Here is an 8,163-nt window from a genome sequence, read left to right as displayed (position 1 = left end):
CGAGGGGGATCAGGTGGCCGAGGGTGATCTGGTGGTGGTGCTGGAGGCGATGAAGATGGAGCAGCCGTTGAACGCGCACCGGGCGGGCACGGTCAAGGGACTGACCGCCGAGGTCGGCGCGTCCGTCTCCGCCGGAGCCGTCATCTGCGACATCAAAGACTGATCCCTGCCAAACCCGGCCGACACCGACTGACGCGTCAACTTCGGGACAGGACGGTTCGCTCTGACAACTTCGTGTCAGAGGGCTGGGGCAGCGGCGGGGCAGGCACGAGGATGGAGCCCGGGATTCCAAGGGTGCTGGCGGCCTTTGGACTCGGGTCTCCCCCGCGGAACGGGGGCGGGGGAGGCCATCCCACTCCCTCCCGGCACCCGGCCCCGGCCCCCGGTCACTCCTTCAGCGACCGGTCGAGGAAGCCCAGCACGATGTCCGTGTAGATGTCCGGGTGCGCCTTGATGCCCTGAAGGTGCTCGGTGTCCGGCAGCGCGTGCACCTCGGCCAGCGGATACCGCTCGGCCAGCGCCCGCACCCCCGCCTCCGGGATCATGGTGTCCCGCTCGCCGGTCAGCACGAGCATCGGCGTCCGCGCGTACGCCCCCTGGACGGGCGGCGGCCACTCGACCCGCAGCATGGCCGTGGCCAGCGCGCCGCAGGCCTTCGCCAGCACCCGGCCCGAGGGGCCGGTCCGCAGGAAGCGGGGCACGGGCAGGCCGCCCGCGGCCACGAAGTTGCCGAACAGCGAGCCCAGCTCCAGCGAGGGGCCGCTGTCGAACACGACCGCGTCCACCGGGCACTCGTCCGCCTTCCTGAGCATGTACAGCGACGGGAAGGTGGAGATGGAGAACCCGTAGACGGCGATGCGCGCCGACGCGTACTCCTCCTGGGCGCGCAGGTGGCGCACCACGGCGAGCACGTCGCCGGTGTGCCGGTCGCTCATGCCCCAGCAGGCCCGGTCCGCGCTGCTGCGGCCGTGGTTGCGGTGGTCGAACAGCGCGACCGTGTACCCCGCGTCGCTCAGCAGCTTGGCGTGCGCGAGGCTGGCGGCCTTGCTCAGGCCCAGCCCGTGGCCGACCACGACCACGCGGTCCCGCGCGCCCGGGCACAGCCACAGGTGCAGCCGCCGCCCCCGGCCGTCCAGCGGCACCGTCAGCTCGGTGGCGGCCAGGCCCAGGTCCTCGGGCTTCTTGTGGTACGGCCGGCGCGGCGGGTGGTAGACGAAGTACGCGAGGAGGGCGCCGTACAGCGGGGCCAGCGGAAGGGCCAGAGCGGAGGCCACCCAGCTCAAGGGCCCCGGCTTGCCGCCCGCCGCCTCCGGCCGCGCGGTGCGATCCGTCGACATAGCGAAAATCCCCCTGCCGTGAATCCGCGGCGCCCTTCACGCGGGCGCCCGACGTGCGTGATCGTAACTCGCCCCCGACGAACCCGGGGCGGGCGCCGACAGCGCCGGTCAGCGTGTCGCGCCCCGCGCGGGCGGCATCTTCCTGCCGCCGCGCCGTCTCGTGGACCTTCCCGGGCCCCTATAGGCTCCCCGGGGAACAGGCCAGCAAACGAAACCCGTGACGGACTCATGGTCACACCGGCGAGCCATCTGGGGGCGACCAGCGTGCAGCCCGACAGCCCGGCCGACAGCCGCACCGCCGTGCCGTGGGGCCCGGCCGCCGACCTGCCGGAGCCCGCCGACCTGCCGCCGCCGGGCCAGGTGGCGGCCTGGCTGCTGCGCATCGACGCCGCCGCCGTCGCGGCCGCCGCCGCCCTGGCCGACGGGCTGCTGGACGACCGCGAGCACGCGCGGGCGGCCCGGTTCCGGCACGAGGGCGCGCGCGAGCGGTACGTGGCCTCCCACGTCGCCCTGCGGCTGCTGCTCGGCGGCTACCTGGGCCTGCCGCCCGGCGAGGTGCGGCTGGTGCGCGAGCCGTGCGGCATGCCCGACTGCGACGAGCCGCACGGCCGCCCCGCCGTGGCGGGCGGGGTCGGCCCCCACTTCTCGCTGTCGCACGCCGCCGAGGCCGCGCTGGTGGCGATCGCCGCCGCCCCGGTCGGCGCGGACATCGAGAGCGCGGCGACCCGGCAGCGNCGATCGCCGCCGCCCCGGTCGGCGCGGACATCGAGAGCGCGGCGACCCGGCAGCGCGGCGGCGCGGTCGACCTGACCGGCCGGCTGCACCCCGACGAGCGGGCGGCCATCGCCGCGCTGCCCGAGGCGGTGCGCGAGGAGGCGTTCCTGAGCTGCTGGGTGCGCAAGGAGGCGTACCTGAAGGGCATCGGCACCGGCCTGCCCGGCGGCCTGGCCACCCACCACGTGGGCCTGGCCGAGCGGCTGGCCCCGGACCCGCGGGTGCCCGACGGCTGGGCGCTGGCCGACCTTCCGGCCCCGCCCGGCTACCAGGCCGCCGTGGCCGTACGCGCCCTGGGACCGGGCGCGCCGCCGCCGGAGGTCACCGTGGCCCGTCTCCGACTCGGCTGAGGCCGGCGTCGTACGAGCCGGGCGGGGGCGTCCCGGCGGGCATCCCGGCGGGCGGGCATCCCGGCGGGCGGGCGCCCTGGCGGGGCGGGGACCAGCACGCCCGCGCCCGACCCGGCCGGGGCCTCCCCGGCCACGCCCGCGCGGCGGCTGGTCCTTCGGCGAACGGCAGGGCTCCACGCCGGACTCCTCGCCGAGCAGGCGGCTCGCGGCCCGGCAGGCCGCCGGGGTCCCGGTCCGGCGGGTCCGGCGGCCGGAGCGGCGCGGGGCCGCCAGGGCGGCCGGAGCGGCCGGGCCGGGCGGCTGTCAGACCCGGGGCGTACGGTCGAAGACATGTGCAGAAGCATCAAGACGCTCCGCCCGCCGTACGCCGAAGCGGTCAGCGAGGAGGACATGCGGGCCGCCGCGCTGCAGTACGTGCGGAAGATCTCCGGCTTCCGCGCCCCGGCGCGGCACAACGCCGCTGCGTTCGACGCGGCGGTCGAGGCGGTCACGGCCGCGACGCGGGACCTGCTGCGGACGCTGGAGGTGCGCGGCGGCGGTCCGGCCCGGCCGGACGCGGCGTGAGCCGGGGCCGAGGCGCGGCGGGCCCGCCGTCCGCCGCCGCGCCCGCCGCCGGGCCGGTGCCTGCCTCCGCCTCCGCTTGTGCCGGGCGGTGCGCGCCGGGTCGTCCTGCCGGATGCGGCAGTAGGAGGTGAGCGTGTCGCTCCGCACGGCCGGGGAGCCGTCGCCCGTGGCCGGCGACACGCTGCCGGTGAGCACCCGCACCGGCTCCGGCAGCCCCGCCGTCCGCCGCTGGAATTCGGCCACCAGCCGGTTCTTGCCCAGCCCCGCGTCGTCTTGCCCAGCCCCGCGTCGCCCAGGACGGTCACCAGGTGAGGGGAGCGCGGGCAGCGGGCCCGGTCGAGCAGGCCGCCAGGACGCCGGGTTCGTGGTCGCGGTCCACCAGCGGCGGGCCGGGCTGCCCGGCCGGCGCGCGCCGCACGCCCAGCGCCCGCCACCCGGTCACCCCGCCGGGCCGGCCGCTCACCCGGTGGTAGGCGATCGCCGACTCGGTGGCGCGCGCGGTGGCGTCGCACACGCGCACCTCGTCCACGGGCACGCGGGACAGCATGCCGAAACTCCGGTCCAGCAGCGTGCCCACGGCCGACGGCGGCAGCTCCGGGTCCTCTGGCGCATACCGCACCAGCGCCTCGCCGAGGGTCACCGCCGCGTGCAGCGCCGTGCCCGAGGCGGCCAGCGTGTCGCGTAGGGCGAGGGCGGCGCGCACCGCCCGCTCGGGGGCGTCCGCGCCCCGGCCGGACCCCCGCCGGGCGTCCGCGCGCCGCGTCGGCAGGCCGAACAGGGCGAGGGTCACCGGCCCGGCCGCCGCCGCGATCCGGCCGCCGAAGCTCTCCACCCGCTGCCGTACGGCCGCGGCGTCCGCGTCGAGCGCGGCGTCCGCCTCGGCACCCTCCGCCCCGCGCGTTCCGTCCGCCGGCCGGGTGCGCAGCAGGACGACGCCGACCTCCCGCCGCTCGGCCACCACCGCGCGCCGCCGCGCCGCGGCCTGCTCCGGCGCCGCGCGGGTCACGGTCACGGCGGGCCGCACCTCGGCGCGCTCCCGCGCGGCGGGCAGGGCCAGCCCGGGGTCGTGAGTGAGGATCGCGTGCTGGAGTCCGCGCAAGCCCCGGCCCGGCTCCAGCCCGCGGCCCTCCGCCAGCCGGGCCCGTATCCACGCGTACGCGCCCAGCGCGTCCGCCTGCCGGCCGCAGCGGTACAGCGCGAGCATGAGCTGGCCGCACAGCCGCTCGCGCAGCGGCTCGGCCTCGGCCACGGTCTCCAGGTCGCCGAGCACCGCGTGGTGGCGGCCGCGGGCCAGCTCGGCCTCGAAGCGGTCTTCCAGGGCGTCCAGCCGGGCCCGGCGCACGGCCGCCAGCTCCGGCCACGCCACGCCCGCCTCCGCCAGGTCGGCCAGCACCGGCCCGCGCCACAGTGCCAGGGCCTCGGCCAGCACCCGCGCCGCCGCGTCGGCCGCCCCCGCCGCCAGCCGCTCCCGGCCCTGGGCGGCCAGCTGCCGGAAGCGGTGCAGGTCCACCTGCGCGGGGTCGACCCGCAGCAGGTAGCCGGGCGCCTGGGTGACCAGCTCGGGCCCGGTCGGCCACCCGCCGGGCGCGGCGGCCGGCGGCGGGACCGCGCCGGCCGGCAGGAGGACCGCGTCGGCCGGGCGGGCGGCCTCGGCTCCGGCCTCGGCCCCGGCGTGGGCCGCGAGCGTGCGGCGCAGCCCCCACACCGCGTTCTGCACGACCTTACGGGCGGTCAGGGGGATGTCGTCCGGCGGCCACAGGGCCCGCAGCAGCCGACTGGTGGCCACGACCTCGTTGGCGTGCAGCAGCAGGAAGCCGAGCGTGGCCCGCTGCCGGGCGCCGCCCAGCACGACCGGCCCGTCGGCCGCGACGGCCTCCAACGGACCCAGGACCCGAAAGCGCATGACGTTCCCCCGTCACTGCGTCCGACTGGAATCCCGCCAGGTTGTCATGGGCATATTGAAAGAACCTTGAGCCGATCCGGCCACGACCGGCGTGTCGGCCGCCGCCGACCGCCCGGCCGCTGCCGCCCCGCGCCTGTCCGCCGCCGTCCCGCACCCGGCCGCCGGCGACCGCCACGGCCGTGACCGGGTGGCCCCGGTGCCCGCTACCGCCCGGCCCCGACCCGTTCCGCGTCGAGCCGCAGCAGCTCGCTCACCTCGGGCGACATCAGCGCCTCGGGCGGGTCGACCAGGCCCAGGACCCGCCCCCAGACCAGGGCGATGTCGGCGTCCCGGGTGGCCGCGTCCAGTACGCGCGCCATGTACGCGGCCTGCGCCCGCGTCTGCTCCGTACGCTCGCCCTCCACCCCGGGAAAGCCCAGGTCGTTGCCGACCGCCAGGCTCCAGGCGGTGTCCACCGCGTCCCGGGCCAGGTCCCGGAAGTACCGCCCCGCCTCCGGAGTCCGGCCCGAGGCCGTGTGCCGCCGCAGCGTGAGCGCGCCGAGCGCGGCCACCGTGATCCCCTGCGCGTACGTCGGGTTGAAGCTGCACACGGCGTCGCCCAGCACCAGCAGCCCGGCCGGGAAGGCGGCCAGCCGCTCGTAACGGCGCCGCAGGTTGGCCGGAAAGCGGTAGCCGACCAGGTTGTCCAGCGGCTCCGCGCCGCGCAGCGCCTCGTAGATGCCGGGCGTGGACAGCGACTTGAGGAAGTCCAGGAAACCGTCCGGGTCGGTCGGCGGCGCGTCCCCGAGAATGCCGTACGTGGTCACCACCGTACGGCCGCCGTCGATCTTCGCGCAGATGCCGCCGCGCGGATGGGCGGGGGAGTAGACGACGTCGAGGGCGTACAACCCGGGGAACGGGTCCGCGGGCAGCCGGAAGTGCCGGGTGGCGTAGCCCAGGCCGATCTTGACGGCCTCCTCCTCGACCCGCCCGTAGCCGAGCTGTTCCAGCCACGCCGGGGTGCGCGAGCCGCGCCCGGTGGTGTCCACCACCAGGTCGGCGTCCAGCGCCCGCTCGGCGCCGTCCGTCCGGTCGCGGGACGCGACGGTCACGCCGGTGACGCGGGCGCGGTCGACCGTGGTCCGCAGGCCCAGGATGTCGTGCCGCTCCAGGAACCGCACGCGCGGCAGCGCCCGCACCCGCTCCCGCACCACCCGCTCCAGCGTCGGCCGACTGACCGACACCGACAGCCGCCCGGCATGCCCCTGCCGGATCTGCCGGCCGTCCACCACCAGCCGGTTGCCCGCGCTCGCGTCGCCGGTCACCGCCCCCGCCGCCACCAGGTCCGCGGTGAAGCCGGGGAACAACCCCTCCACGACCTCCTGACCGCGCGACAGGAACCGGTGCACGTGCCGCCCCTGCGGCACGCCGCGCCGCGGCCCGGCCACCCCGGTCAGCACGTCCCGGTCCACCAACGTGACCTCCGCGTAGCTCTCCGCGAGCACGCGCGCGGCCAGCAGCCCCGCCATGCTTCCACCGAGCACCACCGCGCGGCCTCTTCGCTGGTCACCCATGTCAGCCGCCTCCTTCGTCCAGATCCGATACGCCAGGTCGTTTGCACGTGCCAGCGGGATGGCGACGCTAACCGAAGGCAGCCCAACCGTCACTAACCAGCCGGTAACAAGACGCTCATGCCCGCCCGTTCGCCCACGGCGGCACAACCCGTCACATGAAGAATTCGGAAAACGGGTAAGGGGACGGGTAGATGGCTCCTCCACGCAGGCGCCGGCCCGGGACGTGACCTCTCCCGGCCCGCCGGTCCGGCTGGGCGGCAGTACCGGTCAACGGGGGACAGGGGGCGTGGCAGTGCGGTTCAACCTCATCGGCCCGTTCGAGATCGTGACCGCGGACGGCACCACCCACCGCCCGAGCACGCCCAAGGTCTGCCAGACCCTCGCCCTGCTGCTCACCCGCCCCGGCGAGGTCGTCACCACCGACACGCTGGTACGGGAGCTGTGGGGCCAGCGTCCCCCGCGCAGCGCCCTCACCACCCTGCCCACCTACGTCCACCACGCCCGCAGACTCCTGGCCGCGGCCGAGCCCGCCGCCTCCGCCCTGCTGGCCACCCGCTCCCCGGGCTACGTCATCCAGGCCGCCGCGGACGACATCGACACCGCCGTCTTCGAGCGCCTGGTCGACCACGGACGCCAGGACCTGCGCACCGGCCACCCCCACCGCGCCACCCGCCACCTCCAGCAGGCCCTGGCCCTGCGCCGCGGCCCGGCCCTGTCCAACATCCCCACCGGCGACATCCTCACCGGCCGCGCCGCCCGCCTCGAAGAGCTGCACCTCAGAGCCCTGGAGCTGCGCATCGAGGCCGAGGCCCGGCTCGGCAGGCAGCGCGAGTCCATCCCCGAGCTGCGCCTGCTCGTCCACGACTACCCGCTCAACGAGTGGTTCCACGGCCAGCTCATCTCCGCCCTCCGCCACGCGGGCCGCCGCGCCGAGGCCCTTCAGGCGTACGGCGCCCTCGAACGGCTCCTCCACGCCGAGCTGGGCCTCGACCCGTCACCGGAGATCCGCCGCATACGCGACGAACTCCTCGCCGACCGCCCCCTGACCCCGGCCCACGGCGCCTGACGGCCGCGCGCTCCGGCGCACGGCCGCCCCCGGGCCGAAGCGGCCCGGCCCGCGCCGTACGGGTACGGGCGGGCCGGGCCGAGGGGCGGACGGGGCTGGCCTGGCCATGTCCGGCGCGGGGGATTGCCGGTGTGGGGCCAACTGTGTCCGCCCCCGTCTCAGGGGCAGTCTCAGGGCGGTGGGGGCATGCCCTTGACGTGTCGGCAGCGACGCCCGCCGCGCGCGTCGGACAGCTTCAGCCGTCGTGCCGCGCCGCAGGTCAGGCACCGGCAGGACCACGAGACCGTGGCCCGGCCCGGGTACGACTCGATCGGCTCGTACCCGGCCGCCCGCATCTCCGCGACGGCCTGCGCGGGCGTCACCGGGGGCGTACGCCGCTGGTCACCGCCACGGCCGGGCCGCCCGGCCCGGGGCGGCAGCGGAGCCGGTACGAACTCGGCCTCCGGCTCGGGCGCGTACCCCACCAGGTGCGGCGGCCCGCCGATCAGCGCGCCGAGGCTGACCGCGACCTTCCGGTGACAGCGGCAGGCGCAGCGGCCTGCGCGGCACAGGGCGTGCGCCTCGGCGACACCGCCGGGCCGGAGGGCGACCGCGCACTGCGCGGACAGCCACGGCC

7 protein-coding genes and 1 pseudogene are annotated in these 8,163 nt (G+C 77.2%); 4 read left to right on the top strand and 4 right to left on the bottom strand.

Going from position 1 to position 8,163, the window contains the following annotated elements; all coding sequences use genetic code 11:
* A partial coding sequence (locus RKE29_RS25470) for a biotin/lipoyl-containing protein (RefSeq protein WP_312007981.1) occupies window positions 1-163 on the top strand: 163 nt, incomplete at its 5' end.
* 223 nt (window positions 164-386) lie between these two features.
* On the opposite strand, the gene RKE29_RS25465 is transcribed toward RKE29_RS25470, so the two are convergent.
* Window positions 387-1,337 (bottom strand): alpha/beta fold hydrolase, encoded by a 951-nt coding sequence (locus RKE29_RS25465; protein ID WP_312007979.1) that lies wholly within the window; start codon window positions 1,335-1,337, stop codon window positions 387-389.
* 737 nt (window positions 1,338-2,074) lie between these two features.
* Here RKE29_RS25465 and RKE29_RS25460 point away from each other — a divergent pair.
* Together RKE29_RS25460 and RKE29_RS25455 are read left to right on the top strand one after the other, a co-directional pair.
* The gene (locus RKE29_RS25460) at window positions 2,075-2,461 is read left to right on the top strand and encodes a 4'-phosphopantetheinyl transferase superfamily protein (RefSeq protein ID WP_312007980.1); all 387 of its coding nucleotides are present in this window, start codon (window positions 2,075-2,077) and stop codon (window positions 2,459-2,461) included.
* 330 nt (window positions 2,462-2,791) lie between these two features.
* Window positions 2,792-3,025: a DUF2277 family protein gene (locus tag RKE29_RS25455; RefSeq protein WP_312007978.1), complete on the top strand. Its 234-nt coding sequence runs from the start codon at window positions 2,792-2,794 to the stop codon at window positions 3,023-3,025.
* 301 nt (window positions 3,026-3,326) lie between these two features.
* On the opposite strand, the gene RKE29_RS25450 is transcribed toward RKE29_RS25455, so the two are convergent.
* A complete protein-coding gene (locus RKE29_RS25450) occupies window positions 3,327-4,928 on the bottom strand; it encodes an AfsR/SARP family transcriptional regulator (RefSeq protein WP_312007977.1) in 1,602 nt (533 codons plus the stop codon).
* A 203-nt stretch (window positions 4,929-5,131) separates the two neighbouring features.
* Window positions 5,132-6,481: an FAD-binding monooxygenase gene (locus tag RKE29_RS25445; protein ID WP_312007976.1), complete on the bottom strand. Its 1,350-nt coding sequence runs from the start codon at window positions 6,479-6,481 to the stop codon at window positions 5,132-5,134.
* A 286-nt stretch (window positions 6,482-6,767) separates the two neighbouring features.
* On the opposite strand from RKE29_RS25445, the gene RKE29_RS25440 reads away from it, so the two are divergent.
* Window positions 6,768-7,547, top strand: a complete 780-nt coding sequence (locus RKE29_RS25440) for an AfsR/SARP family transcriptional regulator (protein WP_312007975.1) — start codon at window positions 6,768-6,770, stop codon at window positions 7,545-7,547.
* 170 nt (window positions 7,548-7,717) lie between these two features.
* Here the strand turns inward: RKE29_RS25440 and RKE29_RS25435 are convergent.
* Window positions 7,718-8,163 (bottom strand): annotated as a pseudogene (locus RKE29_RS25435) (hypothetical protein); the annotation flags it as partial.

This window comes from Streptomyces sp. B1866 (assembly GCF_031932565.1).
Taxonomy (GTDB): Bacteria; Actinomycetota; Actinomycetes; order Streptomycetales; family Streptomycetaceae; genus Streptomyces.
Note: the sequence above shows the minus strand (reverse complement) of the source record. Positions and strands in the feature narration are given on the sequence as shown.